This window comes from Comamonadaceae bacterium OTU4NAUVB1 (genome assembly GCA_024372625.1).
In the GTDB taxonomy this organism is placed as follows: Bacteria; Pseudomonadota; Gammaproteobacteria; order Burkholderiales; family Burkholderiaceae_C; genus Variovorax.
Map to the genome: position 1 here is coordinate 166718 of CP099605.1, position 15508 is coordinate 182225.

9 protein-coding genes are annotated in these 15508 nt (G+C 73.5%); 3 read left to right on the forward strand and 6 right to left on the reverse strand.

Annotated features, from left to right (window positions below; genetic code table 11):
• Positions 1-71: 71 nt before the first annotated feature.
• Positions 72-1223 carry an MltA domain-containing protein gene (locus NF681_04250; protein ID UST54430.1) on the reverse strand — a complete coding sequence of 384 codons (1152 nt, stop codon included), beginning with the start codon at positions 1221-1223 and terminating at the stop codon, positions 72-74.
• Between NF681_04250 and NF681_04255 the strand changes: the two genes are divergently transcribed.
• Together NF681_04255 and NF681_04260 are read left to right on the forward strand one after the other, a co-directional pair.
• Entirely contained in the window at positions 1222-1392 is a 171-nt protein-coding gene (locus NF681_04255) for a hypothetical protein (GenBank protein UST54431.1), read from the forward strand. The two genes, NF681_04250 and NF681_04255, sit on opposite strands and share 2 nt — an antisense overlap.
• Before the next feature lie 249 nt (positions 1393-1641).
• The gene (locus NF681_04260; protein UST54432.1) at positions 1642-2280 is read left to right on the forward strand and encodes an OmpA family protein; all 639 of its coding nucleotides are present in this window, start codon (positions 1642-1644) and stop codon (positions 2278-2280) included.
• Positions 2281-2283: 3 nt separating this feature from the next.
• Here NF681_04260 and NF681_04265 read toward each other — a convergent pair whose 3' ends face one another.
• From NF681_04265 to NF681_04285, 5 genes are all read right to left on the reverse strand, one after another.
• Complete coding sequence (locus NF681_04265) at positions 2284-4806, reverse strand: penicillin acylase family protein (GenBank protein ID UST54433.1); 2523 nt, start codon at positions 4804-4806, stop codon at positions 2284-2286.
• Between the two features lie 128 nt (positions 4807-4934).
• Entirely contained in the window at positions 4935-5561 is a 627-nt protein-coding gene (locus NF681_04270) for a response regulator (protein ID UST54434.1), read from the reverse strand.
• 20 nt (positions 5562-5581) lie between these two features.
• Positions 5582-7618: a PAS domain S-box protein gene (locus tag NF681_04275; GenBank protein ID UST55859.1), complete on the reverse strand. Its 2037-nt coding sequence runs from the start codon at positions 7616-7618 to the stop codon at positions 5582-5584.
• A gap of 73 nt (positions 7619-7691) precedes the next feature.
• The gene (locus NF681_04280; protein ID UST54435.1) at positions 7692-8507 is read right to left on the reverse strand and encodes a carbon-nitrogen hydrolase family protein; all 816 of its coding nucleotides are present in this window, start codon (positions 8505-8507) and stop codon (positions 7692-7694) included.
• Positions 8504-12640 (reverse strand): TIGR02099 family protein, encoded by a 4137-nt coding sequence (locus tag NF681_04285; GenBank protein UST54436.1) that lies wholly within the window; start codon positions 12638-12640, stop codon positions 8504-8506. Before NF681_04285 ends, NF681_04280 begins: the two co-directional genes overlap by 4 nt.
• A 23-nt stretch (positions 12641-12663) precedes the next feature.
• Here NF681_04285 and glnE point away from each other — a divergent pair, with 23 nt between their 5' ends.
• Entirely contained in the window at positions 12664-15489 is a 2826-nt protein-coding gene (glnE, locus tag NF681_04290) for a bifunctional [glutamate--ammonia ligase]-adenylyl-L-tyrosine phosphorylase/[glutamate--ammonia-ligase] adenylyltransferase (GenBank protein UST54437.1), read from the forward strand.
• The last annotated feature ends 19 nt before the right edge of the window (positions 15490-15508 follow it).

Consider the following 15508-nt stretch of genomic DNA (forward strand, 5'->3'; position numbering starts at 1 on the left):
GCGCGGCGGCCGTGCGCGCGGCGCGGCCGCGGCGGTTCGACCGGCCCGGCGCGCGCCGCCTCAGTCGCCGGTCACTTGGGCCACAGGGCCCACAGCTTCAGCGGCTGGTTCACGGTCGCGGCCAGGCGGCCGGCTTCGGTGCCGGTGCCGGCGAAGTAGTCGGCGCGCACGGCGCCCACGATGGCGCTGCCCGTGTCCTGGGCCACCACCAGCCGCGCGAGCTGCACCGACGGCCCCGGCGAGGCCAGCCAGACCGGCGTGCCGTAGGGGATGCTGTCGCGGTCCACCGCGATGGAACGCCCCGCCGTCAGCGGCACGCCCTGCGCCCCGCGCGGGCCCGAGGACGCATCGACGCCGACGAGGGATTCCTCGCGGAAGAACACGTAGCGCGGATTGCTCCACATCAGTTCCTGCACGCGCAGCGGGTTCTGCGCCACCCACGCCTTGGTGTCGTCGGGCCAGCGGCTCACGCGCCCGGCGCCCTGGCCGATCAGCCACTGCTGGATGCTGCGGTAGGGCTGTTCGTTGGTGGCGGCGAAGGCCACGCGCACGGTGCGCTGCGAGCCGTCGGGCTCGGCGATGCGCAGGCGTCCCGAGCCCTGGATGTGCAGCATCATGGCGTCCACCGGGTCAGCCATCCAGGCGATCTCGCGCCCGCGCAGACCGGCCTGCACCTCCGGCAGGGTCTCGATCTGCTGGCGCGTGTACCAGGGCCGACGCGGCACCAGCCCGGCGGGGGCGGCATAGAGCGGGACGTTGAACTGGGTCGTCGGGCGGCGCGATGCGTCGTAGACCGGTTCGTAGTAACTGGTGAGCTGGCCGTCGCTCAGGCCGGTGTGGGATTCGACGCGATAGGGCTGCAGCCGCTCGACCATCCACTGGCGCTGGGCGTCGGCGTCGGCGATGGCCAGGCGGCGCACGTCCTGGCACAGCGGCGCGAAGACCGCGTTGGGCCGGGCGCAGTTGGACACCATGGCGGCCCAGCCCTCGTGCGTGGCGTCGTCGGCGAAGCCGGGCAGATCGGACCACGACACCGGCACCCAGCGGCTCTTGGGATGCGTGAGCGAGATGTTCAGCGGCCCCGGCGGAGGGACCGCGCCGGCACCGGCGCCGTGCGCACCGGCGGTGTTCGTGTTGTTGTCCAGGCGCGCGCCCGTCGAGCATCCCGCCAGCGTTGCTACGATGGCCAGCCCCGCCAGCCACCACCGGAGTCCTTGTGTCATGGGTCTGATTCTGCTCGAAGCGCTCGGCGCCCTCGTGCTGCTCGTGGCCATCGTCTGGTGGACCATGTTCGCCGGCCGCCGGCGCGGCGAGATCGCCGAACCGCCGCCGCCCGGGGAGCGCCCCGCGCCGGCGCCGGCGCCGCCCGCGACGCCGTCACGGGACGACTGAGCGGGCCGCCCGGCCTGTCGGGCGAGAGCGCATCGTGCCGTCGGGCAACGGTCGGGATGCTCCTGAAAAAGGAGCGTGCCGACCAGTTCCCATGGGCCTTCTCGAAGGATCGCCACGGGGAAGCGAGCGATGTCGAAGGCCGGCTCGCGGGCTTCGGCCGGGTTTGGCCGGGTTTGGCCGGGATAATCGAACGCTTGTGCCGTGGTCCGCCGCGGCGTTGTACTGCCTTCGTTTTCAGGAAACCTCGCCATGAAGAAACTCGTTCTCGCCACCGCCGCCCTCGCCGTCGTCCTCACCGGCTGCGCCGGCATGACCGACACGCAGCGCAACACCGGCATCGGCGCCGGCGCCGGCGCCCTGGGTGGCGCGGCCATCGGTTCGATCACGGGCGGGCGCGCGGGCACGGGCGCGGCCATCGGCGCGGGCGTCGGCGCGCTGGGCGGCTACCTGTGGTCGCAGCGCATGGAATCGCAGAAGCGCGAGATGGAAGCCGCCACGCGCGGCACGGGCATCGGCGTGACGCAGACGGCCAACAACGAACTCAAGCTGGCCATCCCGAGCGACGTGTCCTTCGACACCGGTCGCTCGGCGATCAAGGCCAATTTCGCGCCGGTGCTCAACCAGTTCGCCAACGGCCTGCGCAACAACCCCAACGCCGAGGTGCGCATCATCGGCCACACCGACAGCACCGGCAGCGACTCGGTCAACAACCCGCTGTCGGTCGATCGCGCCGCCAGCACGCGCGACTACCTGATCGCGCGCGGCGTGCCGTCCACGGCCTTCCGCATCGAAGGCCGCGGCTCGCGCGAGCCCGTCGCCGACAACAACAGCGACGCCGGCCGCGCCCAGAACCGCCGCGTCGAGATCTACGTCGGCGAGCGCGGCTGATCGCTATTCGCGCACGGTGACGGTGGCGTAGCCGGGGCTGGCGGCGATCTCGGCGTCGGTGAAGGGCATGCGCACCCACTGCTTGGCACCGTAGGCCCGGGTGTAGTCGCCGTAGTGCGCCGAAGCCGGATCGTCCGACAGCGAGAACGTCAGGAAGGTGTGCGCCTGCACCGTGTTCGACGGGAAGCTCACCACCTGCATGTAGCTGTTGCCCTCGGGCTGACCGTCCAGGTTGTAGCCACCCCGCTCGATCGGGTTATCCGAGCAGGTGACCGTGAAGTAGCCCACCTCGCCGCAGCCGCCGTACAGGGGAATCCGGGTACCCCGCGTGGCGTAGAGGAGGTCGCCGCGCCGGGCGTCGGGCGAGAACCCGCCGGCCGCCGACCGGGCGACGGCGCCGCCGAAGGCCTGGCGCAGGGCGTCGCCCGCGTCGGCGCGCAGGTCGCGCGGCGTGTTCAGCGGATCGGCCGGATCGAACGGCACGGCATAGCGCTGCGCGTCGGTCAGCGGGATGGTCCGCCAGAACTCGTCCCACAGGTGCGATCCGCGCGCCGTGGCGTTGCCGGTGTCGTCCCAGGCGCGCAGGGCGGCGCAGGCCGCCGTCACGTCCACCGGTCCCACGCCGACGACGGCGATCTGGGGCGTCGCGCACACTTGTGCCAGCGCCTGGGTCTTGAAGCGCTCGGCGCTGAAGACGCGGCCGTTCAGCACCATCTGGCGCACGATGGCGCTGGTGGCCTGGTTGCCCGGGTAGCCGTCGGTGCCGGCCAGGCGCTGCAGCGCTATCTGGTGGCCCAGGCGCGTGCGCAGGCTCAGTGACTGGGTGCCTTCGGGGCCGAAGATGGCCGGATAGCCGGTCAGCGGCGCGCGCACGTTGGTCGACCAGTGGCTGTCGTTCATGTTGCCCACGTAGTCGTCGCGCAGCAGGCTGGGCATGCGCGACGGCCCGATGGCGCCCGGCTGCGCCGAGTCGGCGTCGGTGCGCCAGTCGCAGGCGCCGCGCGAGCCGTCGAAGAACGGCGCGCCCGGGATCGCCGCCGCCACGGCGCGACCGAAGGCCGTGGTGCAGCCGGCGACCTGTTCGGGCGACACGTTGGGCACCGCGCCCATGTCGGCGTACCACGCCTGGGCGCTGCCCCGGCCCACGGCCACGGTGTTGACCCAGGGAATGGCCGCCTCCTCGCGCTGGATGGCGATGAACTCGTCCAGCGACTTCGCCTGGTTCCAGCGCAGCCAGTTGCGGAAGGTGCGGTAGTTCTGCGCGTTGATGTCGCGGATGGCGAAGGCCGTCGTGCCGTTCCAGGCCAGCGCCGGATTGAGCCCGGCGAGGTCGACCATCGGTCCGTGCTCCGACGCGTAGAGCGTGCGCGTCACGGCGGCCGTGTTGCCGGCCGCGTCGCGCACCTGCACCGTGATGGGCCGCGCGGTCATCTTCACGCTGCGGCCGTCGCGCAGGTAGCTGGTCGGGTCGCCCGGCACCAGCTGGAGCTGGAAGAAGCCGAAGCGCCGCGCGGTAGAGACCGTGTGGCTCCAGGCGACGCTGTCGTTGAAGCCGATCAGCACCACCGGCACGCCCAGGAACGACGCCCCGCTCACGTCGAGTTCGCCGGGGATGGTGAGCTGCGCCTGGTAGAAGCGGTCCGGTCCCTTCCAGTACCAGTGCGGGTTGCCGAACAGCACGCTGCTGCCCTCGCCCGTGACGGCGCTGCCGAAGCCGTACATGTTGCTGCCCACCCCGCGCGTGCCGCCGACCTCCAGGCGGGGCGGCACGGTGGCGGCCGCATCGAAGGCGGCGAGCGCGGCGGCATCGGCGGAGGACTTCGACACCGGGGCGCCGCCGCTGGTGCGCGCCGGCGGCGTGGCCACGGGCGGCGTCGCGTTGGCGATGCCCGCGACGAAGTTGCTGTAGCCGCCGGCCAGGTTGGCCGCGACCATGCGGCGCCAGATGTCCTGGGGCGCGATGGCCTGCACCCAGTCGGCCGATCGGCAGGCCGCGTGGGCGCCGTTGCCGGCGCGGGCCTCCGACACGTACCGGTTGTAGCCGGCGGCGAAACCCTCGACCAGCTGGCGCAGCCGCTCGGGCTGGGCCGCCACCATGGCGTCCACCACCTCGGCGGTGAGCACGTGGCGGTGGAAGAAATCCGAATCGATGTTGCGTGGCCGTGCGATGGTGCTGTCGTAGGCCAGCTGGGCTTCGCCGCCGAAGTACCGCGAACGCTCGCCCCGGTAGGTCAGGAAGGAGTCCGCCATGGTGCAGAGGTTGTCCTGGGCCTGCGCGTAGCCGTAGCCGTAGCCCGCGCCCGCCCAGGTGGTCGACCGGATGTGCGGCACGCCCATCTCGGTGCGGCGGATCTCCGCGCTGTAGCGGCTGGCGACCACGCCACCCCCGCTGCCGACGGCCGCGCCGCCGTTGTTGCCGGCACCGGTGGCGTTGCCGCCGTCGCCGCCACCGCCACCGCAGGCCGCCAGCAGCGCGGCCAGCAGCAAGGAAAGCGGCCGGATGCCGCGGGATGTCGGATGTCTCATGGTGGTCGTCTCCTGGCGCCCATCGGTTCGGGGCGGGAGGAGCTTAGCCGGCCCGCGCGGCGAAAAGAATCCCCGCCGGCGCCGATGGCGCACGCCGTGCCGGCGCACGGCGGCGCGAGGACCACGCCTCAGAGCCCGCGCAGCAGGTTCGCCAGTTCGACCGCCGAGCGCACTTCCATCTTGTCGAACACCCGCGCGCGATGGACTTCCACCGTCCGCACGCTGATGGCGAGCTGGTCGGCGATGAGCTTGTTGGGCAGCCCCTCGACCACCAGGCGCATCACGTCGCGCTCGCGTTCGGACAACTCGGCGACCTGGCCGCGCAGCCGCTGGCGCTGTTCGCGCAGCCGCAGGGCGCGCAGCGAGGCCCCCAGGGCGCGCTCGATGCGGTCGACCAGCGCGTTGTCGGAGAACGGTTTCTCGCAGAAGTCGAAGGCGCCGCGCTGGATCGTCTCGACGGCGGTGGGCACGTCGGCGTGGCCGGTCAGGAAGATCACCGGCATGGTGTCGAGCAGGCCGCGCTGGGCCAGGCGGTCGAACAGCACCAGCCCGCTGGTGCCGGGCATGCGCACGTCCAGCAGCAGGCAGTGCGGCTCCGAGGGCAGCCGGGTGTGGTCGAGGTGGCTCTCGAAGGCGTCGGCGCTGCCGAAGTGCTCGCTCGCCAGCCGGCGCGAGCGCAGCAGCCAGGCGAGCGCCTCGCGCACGCTCGCGTCGTCGTCGACGATGAAGACCAGGCCTTCGATGAGGGGTTGCATGGGCGGGATCTCTCCGGGATTCAGACGACCGGCAGTGTGAAGCGGAACACCGTGCCGCGTGGCGCATGGGGCTCGAAGGCGAGCACGCCGCCGTGCTGCTCGACCACCGTGCGGCACAGGCTCAGCCCCAGCCCCATGCCGTCGGGGCGGGTGGTGAAGAAGGGCGTGAACAGGCGACGGGCGACCTCGTCGGCGATCCCGCTGCCCAGGTCCGCGACCGAGAAGACGAGCCAGCTGCGCGTCGGACTCGCGCCCGAGCGCGCCACGCGCAGGCGCAGCACGCGCGTCGCGCACTCCGGCGCGTCCATCGCCTGCATGCCGTTGCGCGCCAGGTTCAGGAGCACCTGCTCGACCAGCGTGCGATCGCACAGCACGTTGGGCAGCGCGTCCTCCAGCGCGATCTCGACGCGCACGCCGAGCTTGCGTGCCTGCAGGTGCACCAGCGGCAGCACGGCGTCGAGCAGCGTCTGCGGCGCCACCGGCTCGCGCGTGCGGTCGCGCCGGCGCACGAAATCGTGGACGCTGCGGATGACCTGGCCGGCGCGGTCGGCCTGCTCGGCGATGCGGCGCACCGCCATCGCGACGTCGGCGCGGTCGACCTCGGGCAACGGCGCGCCGGGCGGCCGCGCCGCGTCCCCGAGCAGGTTGAGCGAGCCGGTCGCGTAGCTGGCGATGGCGGCCAGGGGCTGGGTCAGCTCGTGGCTCAGCAGCGAGGCCATCTCGCCGACGGTCGCCAGCCGCGCGCTGGCCTGCAGCCGCTCCTGGCTGGCGCGCGAGAGTTCCTCGATGCGGCGCTGTTCGCCGATGTCCACGACCGCGCTCATCCAGCCGGTCTGCTCGCCCTGGGCGTTGATCAGAGGCGCCTCGAAGACCAGCACCGGGAAGCGCGAACCGTCCTTGCGCATGAAGACCGATTCGAAGCCCTCGCGCGGCGGCGTGCCGCCCGACAGGCGGACGTTCTGGCGCTTCCTGTACTCGTGCGCCAGCTCGGTGGGCCAGTAGGGCGATTCGTCGGCTCCGGCGGCCATGATCTCGGTGGCGCTGAAGCCCACCATCTCGCAGAAGGCCGGATTGACGTAGGTGGTGCGGCCCCGCGTGTCGCGCGCGCGCATGCCGGTGATGACCGAGTCCTCCATCGCCTTGCGGAAGGCCAGCGCGTCGGCCAGCTCGTGCTCGGCGCGCAGCCGGCGGCGCGTGTCGCTCGCCAGCAGCGCCAGCACCGACACCAGCGCGATCGAGATCGCCGTGACCAGCCCGGTCAGCAGGTTGGGGAACACGTCGGGCGCGGCGCGCCAGCCGTCCACGCGCAGTGCGAGCGAGATGCCGGGCAGGTCGATCTGCTGGCGCGCGGTGAACACGCGGCTGCCGCTGCGTCGCGCGGTGCCGACCGAGGCGAGCCGCGTGCCGTCGGGCTCGGTGAGCGACACCTCCTGGCCGCGCCGCAGGGTCGGCGCGACCAGCTCGATGAGCACGTCGCGCAGCGCGTAGATCGCCACCAGGTGGCCACCCCCGTCCACCGGCACGCACACCGCCATCACCTCCAGGCCGCTGGTGCCCGGCAGGGGCGCGTAGACGCTGGGCGAATAGGCCGCCGCGCCGAGCCGTCCGGCGGCGCCGCAGGCCGCGCGCGCGACCTCCTCGAGCGCGGCGTCGGCACCGGCCGGGACGCCCTCGGGGCCGTCGGCGCGCCGGATGCGGTAGGGCGTGTCGGTCGACGCCGCCCGCCCGAAGGCGTCGTCGCGCCACTCGAGGCGCAGCCACTCGCGGTGGCCGCGCATCAGCGCGGCGGATTCGGCCGGCCAGCGCCCGAGGTCCAGGCCGTTGGCCTGCAGCGCGCGCAGCCCGAGCACGTTGCGCTGCAGCCCGGTGCGCAGGTCGGCGACGGCGTCGGCGGTGTCGCGGTCGAGGATCTCCTGCACCTGCTCGGCCTCGTGGCGCCCGGCCAGCCAGACCACCGTGGCCAGCAGCACCAGCACCAGCATCGCCAGCAGCACCCACAGGAACCAGCGCTGCCACACCGCGCGCAGGCTCAGGAAGGCCTGGCCGCCGATGCGCATCGCCAGCCGGGTGGCGAGGTTCTCGCGCGCCGGCGCGGCGGTGTCGATCGGACTCACGCGCGGATCGCCGGGCTCACAGCACGGCGTGCGAGAGCGCCGGCAACTGGGTGCGGGCGGCGACGGTCTGCCGCGCGTCGAGGTCGAACAGCACCACGCCCGCGCCACTCGCGCGCTGGGCGACGATGCGGCCCCACGGATCGACGACCAGCGACTGGCCCCAGGTCTCGCGGCCGTTCTCGTGCGTGCCGCCCTGCGCCGGCGCGGCGACCCAGGCCAGGTTCTCGATGGCGCGGGCGCGCAGCAGCACTTCCCAGTGAGCCGCGCCCGTGGTGCGCGTAAACGCGCTGGGCACCAGCAGCAGTTCGGCGCCGCGCCGGGCCAGCTCGCGGTAGAGCTCGGGAAAGCGCAGGTCGTAGCACACCGACAGCCCGATGCGCCAGCGATGGCCGTCGCGCGAGGGCAGCTCGAACAGCACCGGTTCACCGCCCGGCGCCACCACGCGGCGCTCGTCGTGGCGCTCGGCGCCGTTGTCGAAATAGAACAGGTGGATCTTGTCGTAGCGCGCCACGCATTCGCCCGTGGCGGCGTAGACCATCGAGGTGTTGAAGACGTGGTCGGCGTCCTCGGTCGCCAGCGGCAGCGTGCCCCCGACGATCCACAGGCCGAGCTCGCGCGCCGCCGCGGCCAGGAACGCCTGCACCACGCCTTCGCCGGGCCGCTCGCGCAGCGCGAGCTTGTCGGTGTCGCGCGCGCCCATGATGCAGAAATACTCCGGCAGCACGGCGAGCTCGGCGCCCGCGGCGGCGGCTTCGGCCAGCAGGGCGCGCGCGTGCGCGAGGTTGGCGTCGCGGTCCGTGCCCGAGACCATCTGGATGGCGGCGACTTTCATGGCGATCTCTCCTTGGACGGTTCGCCGGCCGAGACGGCGCGGCGCGGGACGCGGGTGATTTTCGGGTCGGCCCAGGTGCCTTCGATCTGGAACTCCTGCGTGGCCGCGGCCGACAGCGGCCGGCTCAGCAGCCACTGCGCGATGAAGGTGCCCAGGCCGACGACCGGGTTGATGGCGGTGGCCACCAGGGCGGCCGTGCCGGCGGTGATCTCGGGCACCACCACCACGCGCAGGTCCTGCGTCTCGCGCACCAGGTCGGCCGAGCCGTCCATCAGCACGGCGGCGTTGACGCCCTTCATCTGCAGGTTGTTGGTGGTGGCGCGACCCTGCGCGATGCGGGCGTCGCCACGCACGATGTCGAAGGCGAAACCTTCGCTGAAGACGTCGCGGAAGTCCAGCACCAGCCGGCGCGGCAGCGCCTGCAGGTTGAGCACGCCCAGCAGCTTGGCCAGGCCCGGGTCGGCCTTGAGGAACTGGCCGCTGGCAACCTCGATGTGCAGCTGGCCGCCCAGGCTGGCCGCGTCGAGCGACAGCGGCGAGCCGCGCCAGTCGACCTCGCCGGAGAGCGAGCCCTGTCCGCGCCGGATCACGTCGGGCATGCCGAAGCGCGCGAGCAGGGCGCCGGCGTCGGCCATCTCCAGATGGAAGGTCATGGCGGTGCGGCGCCGGTCGCCGGCGGCCGTCGGGGTGCCGTCGGCCGCCGCCCAGGACCCCTGCGCGGTGAAGCTCGCCTCCGGCATCGTGAAGGCGAGCCGGTTGAGCCGCCATTCGCGTCGCGCGCCGCCACGGTTGACGGCGTCGATCTCGGCGCGCCCCAGGTGCCGGCCGAGGAGTTCGAGGTCGTCGATCACGATGTCCAGCGCCGGCAGCGTGCCGGGCTGCTCGTCGAGCAGCGATTCCACGTCCTGCGCGGTCTCGCCCGGCGCGATCCTCAGGCGCGCGAGGCGGGCATGGACGCGCCCGGCCTGCGCGGCGTTGTATTCGACATAGCCGCTCAGCTCGGTGGCGTCGACGTTGGCGCGCCAGAGCGAACCCTCGCGCGAACCGCCCAGCACCACGTCGTGCAGCGTGCGCCCGCCGCCGATGGCCAGCGCCTGCGTCCGCACGGCCACGCGGGTGGGCAGGTAGCCCTGGACGTCGGCATCGGCGGCGGATGCGACCGGGGTGCCCGCCGCGCCAGTGCCGCCCGGGCCCGGCGGTGCCGACGCGGCCTCGTCGACGAGCGACTGCCAGGCCGCGACGCTGAACGCGGGCAGTGCCAGGTCGAACTGCACGCCGTCCTCGGGCAGGGCCGCGCCGGCGCCATCCGGCGCGACGACGTCCGGGCCGACGGCCAGCGCGCCGCGCAGCACGCGCGTGCGCTCGCCCGACACGTCGCGCACGTAGCGCGCCGAGGCGACGTCGCCGAGTCGCGCCGACAGGGCGTCGTGGACGCGGGGCAGGCCGTCCACGGTGTCGCGCAGCACCACCTTCTGCTCGACGCGCAGCGCCAGCGCGGTGCCGGCCACCTTGGCGAGCGGGGCGGGCAGGTCCAGCGCGAGGCCCTGCAGGCTGCTCGCAAAGGTGAATTCGGGCGCGCCGCCGCGCAGCGCGAAGGTGGCGTCGTAGCGCATCGCGCCGCTGGCGTGCCGCGCCACGGCGGCCAGCGGCGGCACCTCGCGCAGGGCCCGCAGGCCCTCGGCGGTGGCGCCGCCCTGGGCGGCGAATTCCAGTTCGGCGCCCGCCGTGCCGCCGTAGCGGCCACGGCCCTCGATGCGCGCCTCGCCACCGGCCAGGCGCGCCTGCACGCCGGCGAGCGTGAAGCCGGTCTCGGTGAAAGTCAGGGTGCCGCGCGCCTGGACGAGGGACGGCGCCTGCGGCAGCAGCTGCAGGTCGTTGCCGCCCAGCGTGACGCCGGCGCGCACCCGCGCCTGGTCCATGGTTTCCAGCGGCAACTCGATGCACAGGGCGTAGTCGGCCGCGCCGGTCGCGCGCATGCGCCCGATCGCGCCGGCGGCACCGCCCAGCAGCGGGGCGCCGACCTTCAGCAGTTCGTCGAGCGGCCCCCGGGCCAGCGCGTCGATCTCCAGCACCGGCGCGTGGTGCGCCATGTCGGCGATGCGCACGTCCGCCTTCGTCACCTCGATGCCCGGCGCGCCCGCGAGGCGCCCGCGCGCGTCGCGCACCTGCAGGCCGGCGCGCTCGAAGATCAGCTCGCCCGACACGCCGGTCAGCCCCGGCCAGGGCGCCGCCTTGCCCGCGGCGACGCTCGAGGGCATCACGTAGGCGTAGTCGACGTCCCGCACGCGCGCCGCGATGCGGAACTCGCCCTGACGGGCACGGGCGATGTCGGCCGGCGTCGCCGTGCGCGCCTCGGCGGCATGCACGCCGGAGAACGGCACGTCGTGCAGGTCGCCCTTGACGCGGAAGTCGACGCCCGTGGCCACGCCGCGCGTCACCGTCTCGCGCACGTAGTCGCGCGTGTGCCTGGGAATCGACAGCGGCAGGTAGCGCGCGACGCGCGTGCCGTCGGCGCGCGTGAGCCGTCCCTGCAGGTCGAGCACGCCCGGAAAACGCGAGCGGCTGCCCGAGACCGCCGGGTCGGCGGTGCGCCAGTTCGCCTGCGCCTCGCCGGCGGCGTCTGCATTGGCCAGGCGCAGCTTCGCGACCTGCAGCTGCGCCCGCGCGCCGTCGAGCTTCCACTGCAGCTGCGCCGAGAGCGTGTCCAGCGGGATCAGCGACTCCTCGAAGATGCCGGGAAAGTCGAGCGCGCCCTGCGCGATGTCGATCGAGGCGTTGCCGCCCTGGTGGGTGGCGTCGAAGTCGACGGTGGCGCCGCGCAGGCCGGGCGTCCGGGTGGCGGGCTGCGCGTCCAGGCCCAGGCCGCTGACCCGCCCGCGCGCCTGGTAGCGCAGCGGATCGGCCAGCGGTCCCTGCCAGTTCGCGTCGATGGCCTCGACCACGCCGCGCGGCGCGTAGGCGGCGATGGCGCGGTGCGTCGCCTCGCCCAGCGGCAGGCGGCCGGCGACCAGCGCCAGCGCGCCCAGGTCGAGCCGGTCGGCCTTGAAGGCACCGCGCTCCGGGCGACGCTCCCGCCCGGGCGTGTGGCGAAACGACAGGTTGCCCCCCGGCCAGCGCAGGCCGTCGGCGTCCGCGAACTGCAGCCGCTGCGTCGACACCTCCAGCGTGCCGTCGTCGTCGCGGCGTCCGGCCAGGCGGCCGGTCACGTCGCGCAGCACAAGCGGCGCCAGGCCGTCGCCGAGCGAGGCGTCGATGCGCTCGAGCGCCAGGTCGGCGGCGCCGCCCGTGGCCCGCCCCGCGCGCACGTCGACCCAGGCGCGCAGCGCCCCGCGGCCCTCGCGGATGCGCGCGTCGAGCGCGACGTAGCGGCCCAGGCGCCGCACGTCGATGCGGGGCAGCTCGGCGTAGAGCTCGCCGTTCCAGGTCTGCCAGTGGCCGCTGCGCACCGACAGCAGCGGCTGGCGGAAGCGGCCGCGCAGGGTGAAACGCTCGCCCCAGCCCTCGGGCGGCGTGGCATCCAGGCGCAGCGTGTGTCGCAGGCCGCCGTTGCGCGCGGCGAAGCGCACGTCAGTCAGCAGCAGCGGCTCGGCGCCGCGGCGCTCGTCGGTCCAGCGCACCGTGCCGCCCTCGACGACGACCTCGCGCTGGGCGAAGAACCAGTCGGCCGCGCGGCCCTCGCCACTGGTGTCGGTGGTCACCACGTCGAGGCCTGCCACGTGCAGTCGGCCCTGCGCGTCCAGGCGCACGTCGAGCTGCGGGCGCTCCAGGTAGAGCTGCTCCAGGCTGAGGCGCCAGAGCGAGCGCGGCGAGACGCTGGCCACCACGCGCGCGAGCCGCAACGCCTCGCGCCCCTGCGCGTCCTGCAGGGTCACGCCGCCGAGTTCGATGCTGGGGAACAGGCCGTCCGAGCGCGCCGTGACGGTGGCGATGCGCACCGTTACCCCGATGGCGCGTGTGGCCTGGGTTTCCAGCAGGCCTCTGACCTCGCCGATTCGCGGCACAATCCAGCCGTGTAGGACAACGACCGACAGCGCAAACAGCAACCACGCGGCGATCAGCAGACCCAGCAGCCAGCGCGCCGTGGCGGTGGTGAACCTGAGCAGCCGTGAAGGAGAGGATGCCGGGTCGTTCATTGAGGATCGCTGTGCCAGGAATTATGACCCCCAGCCTCTCCGCGGGCCCCGATCCGGCAGCCCCTTCGCCCACGGGGCCTTCGGCCCTTTCGGGCCATTCCCGCTTCGTCCAGCGCCTGCGACGGCGCTATGCCGGCGAACTCGCCCTGCTGGCCGAGGGCGCGCCGCGCCGCGCCGCCATGCAGGCCACCTACGACGTGCTGCGCGCGCGCGGCGATGCCGCCGGCGTCGCCCTGCGCATCGTGCGCCAGCTGGTCATGGAGCGCCTGGTGGTGCTCGACTGCGAGCGTCAGGCGCCGCTGGACGTGGTCACCGACGCCGTCACCGACCTGGCCGAGTTCGCGCTCGACGTCGCCTGCCGCGAAAGCTTCGCGGAGCTCGACGCGCGCCATGGCGCCCCGATCGGCGCGAACGGCGAGCGCGCGCAGATGTGGGTCGTGGGCATGGGCAAGCTCGGCGCGCGCGAGCTCAACGTGTCCAGCGACATCGACCTGATCTACCTGTATGACCAGGACGGCGAGACCGCTGGCGGCGAGGGCGGGCGGGGCCGCGTCTCCAACCACGAGTACTTCGCCTTCGCGGTCAAGCGCATCTACGCGCTGGTGGGCGACACCACCGAGCACGGCTTCGTCTTCCGCGTCGACCTGGCGTTGCGGCCGAACGGCAACTCCGGGCCGAGCGTGGCCTCGGTCGACGCGCTGGAGGAGTACCTGCAGGTGCAAGGCCGCGAGTGGGAGCGCTTCGCCTGGATGAAGAGCCGCGTCGTGGCGCCGCAGTCGGTGATCGACGACGGCTCGGCGCAGGCGCTGCGCGGCGTGGTGCTGCCGTTCGTCTTCCGCCGCTACCTCGACTACGCCGTCTTCGATGCCCTGCGGGTGCTGCACCGCCAGATCCGCGAGCAGGCCGCGCGCCGTGCCGCCGGGCGGCCCGAGCGCGCCAACGACGTCAAGCTCTCGCGCGGCGGCATCCGCGAGATCGAGTTCACCGTGCAGCTGCTGCAGGTGGTGCGCGGCGGCCAGTTCCCCGAACTGCGCACCCGCCCCACGCTCGACGCCCTGCAGCGCCTGGCGCGCGCCGGCCTCATGCCGCAGGAGACGGCCGACGCGCTGGCGCAGGCCTATGTCTTCCTGCGTCGCGTCGAGCACCGCATCCAGTACCTCGACGACCAGCAGACCCACGTGCTGCCGGTGGAGGACGCCGACGTGCGCTGGATCGCCTCGACCCTGGGCTATTCCGACTGCTGCGCCTTCCTCGCGCAGCTCGATGCGCATCGCGAGGTGGTGGCCCAGGAGTTCGACCGACTGCTCGGCGGCGCGCCCAAATGCGTCGGCTGCAACGGCGGCGCGCGTGCCGCGCCGCCGCCGGCCGATCTCGAGGACCTGATGGCGCGCCTGCCGGCGGTCTTCGCCGCGCGCGTCGAGCGCTGGCGCGGCAACCCGCGCATCCTGGCACTGCGCGACGAGACGCGCGTGCGGTTGCGTCAACTGGTGCAGCGCACCGGCGAATGGATCGGGACGCCCGCCGCCGACGAGGCGATCGGCGAGGCCGCCGCCGCCGAGGGACTGGCCCGGCGCGGCGAGGCCGCCCTGCGCTGGGCCGACTGGATCGAGCCGCTGCTGCGCCGCGAGAGCTACCTGGCGCTGCTGGTGGAGCGCCCGGCCGTGCAAGCGCGCCTGCTGGGCCTGCTGGCGGCGGCGCGCTGGCCGGCGCGCTACCTGCTGCAGCACCCGGGCGTGATCGACGAGCTGGCCAGCGACGAGATGCTCGAAGGCCGCTTCGACGCCGTCGAGTTCGAGCGCGAACTGGAGCGGCGCCAGGCCTCCCTGCGCCGCACCGGCGAGGACGACGAGGAACGGCTGCTGAACCTGCTGCGCCATGCCCACCATGCCGAGGTGTTCCGCACGCTGGCGCGCGACGTCGAGGGCCGCATCACCGTCGAGCAGGTCGCCGACGACCTGAGCGCGCTGGCCGACACGGTGCTGCGCGTGACCGCGCGCTGGTGCTGGCGCCATGTGCGCGATCCGCACCGCGAGACCCCGCGGTTCGCGATCATCGGCTACGGGAAACTCGGCGGCAAGGAACTCGGCTATGGCAGCGATCTGGACATCGTCTTCGTCCACGAGGACGACGACGAGCGCGCCAGCGAGGTCTATGCGGCCTACGTGCGGCGTCTCATCAAGTGGCTGTCGGTGAAGACGCGCGAGGGCGATCTGTTCGAGATCGACACCGCGCTGCGTCCGAACGGCAACTCCGGGCTGCTGGTCACGAGCCTCGCGGCCTACGAGAAATACCAGCTCGGGCGTGGCGGCAACACCGCATGGACCTGGGAGCATCAGGCCATGACGCGCGCGCGCTGCATCGGCATGAGCGACGCGGCTGGCAGCGATGCCGCGTTCGGGGCGGAACTGGTCGCGCACTTCGACCGCATCCGGGAGGCGGTGGTCACCGCGCCGCGCGACCGGGCGGCCCTGCGCCAGGAGATCGTCGCCATGCGCGCCAAGGTGAGGGCGGCCCATCCCGTCAAGGCCGGCCGCTTCGACGTCAAGCACAGCCCCGGGGGCATGGTCGATGCCGAGTTCGCGGTGCAGTTCCTGGTGTTGTCGCACGCGCACGCGCACGCCGAACTGGTGCCCAACGTGGGCAACATCGCCTTGCTGCGCCGGGCCGAAACGGCGGGTCTGCTGCCCGAGGGCATGGGCCGTCGTGCCGGCGCGGCCTATCGCGAACTGCGACGCATCCAGCACCGCGCCCGCTTGAACGAGGAACCGACGTCGGTCGCGCTGCCGGCCCTCGCCGTCGAGCGCGAGACGATGCTCGCGTTGTGGAAGGCCGTGTTCGAAAGTCCGTGAGGACTCGCCCTTGTGCTTC